1 protein-coding gene is annotated in these 1,146 nt (G+C 67.8%); it reads left to right on the forward strand.

Going from position 1 to position 1,146, the window contains the following annotated elements:
- The coding region (locus A5732_RS01055; protein WP_142256524.1) for a condensation domain-containing protein at positions 1-1,146 on the forward strand (1,146 nt) is incomplete at both ends.

A 1,146-nucleotide genomic window follows, 5' to 3' on the forward strand; every position in this document is an offset into this window, starting at 1 on the left:
TCGCGGGGTCGGGGTTGGCTATGTGGGCCGGACCGGGTTGACCGCGTCGCGGTTCGTGGCCTGCCCATTCGCGCAGTACGAGGCGGGAGCGCCGGGCCAACGGATGTATCGCACAGGGGATTTGGTGCGCTGGGGTACCGATGGGCAGCTGCGGTATATGGGTCGTGCTGATGAGCAGGTCAAGATCCGCGGCTATCGCATCGAGCTCGGGGAAGTGCGCGCGGCCCTGGCCGAATTGGATGGCGTGGAGCAGGCGGTGGTGATCGCCCGTGAGGACCGCCCCGGCGATAAGCGCCTGGTCGGCTATGTCACCGGAACCGCGGATCCGGCCGAAGTCCGCATTCGGCTGGCCGAGCGGCTACCGGACTACATGGTCCCGGCCGCGGTGGTGGTGATCGACGCGTTGCCGCTGACCCCCAACGGCAAACTCGACACCCGTGCCCTGCCGGCGCCGGGGTATCAGAATGCCGGTTATCGCGCCGCGGCCGGCCCGGTCGAGGAGATCCTGGCGGGAATGTTCGCCGAGGTACTGGGGCTCGAGCGGGTCGGGGTCGACGAGTCCTTCTTCGATCTGGGTGGGGACTCGCTGTTGGCGATGCGTCTGATCGCCAAGGTCGAGACCGGTCTGGATGCCGACCTTTCGGTGCGCACCGTGTTCGAGGCGCCCACGGTGGCTCAGTTGGCGCTGCGCATCGGTGCTGAAGGCGGTCGGCGGGAGCCGTTGGTGGCCGTGGAGCGGCCGGCGGTGGTGCCGTTGTCGTTTGCGCAGCAGCGGTTGTGGTTTATCGACCAGTTGCTCGGGCCGTCACCGATCTACAACATGGCGGCGGCGCTGCGGTTGAGTGGGCGCTTGGATGCCGAGGCGTTGGGGGCGGCGCTGGCCGATGTGGTGGCCCGCCAAGAAAGCCTGCGCACCGTGTTCCCGGCGGTCGAGGGGATACCCCAGCAGGTCGTAATCCCGGCCGAGGGTGTCGATCTCGGTTGGCAGGTTGTCGATGCCACCGAGTGGCCGGAGAGCCGGCTGGGTGAGGCGATCGGCGCGGTGGTGCATCACTCGTTCGACTTGGCGACCGAGATCCCGTTGCGGGCAAGGCTTTTCCGTGTTGGCGCGGACGAGCATGTGCTGGTGGCCGTGATGCACCATAT

This window comes from Mycobacterium colombiense, assembly GCF_001953985.1.
Lineage (GTDB): Bacteria > Actinomycetota > Actinomycetes > Mycobacteriales > Mycobacteriaceae > Mycobacterium > Mycobacterium colombiense_B.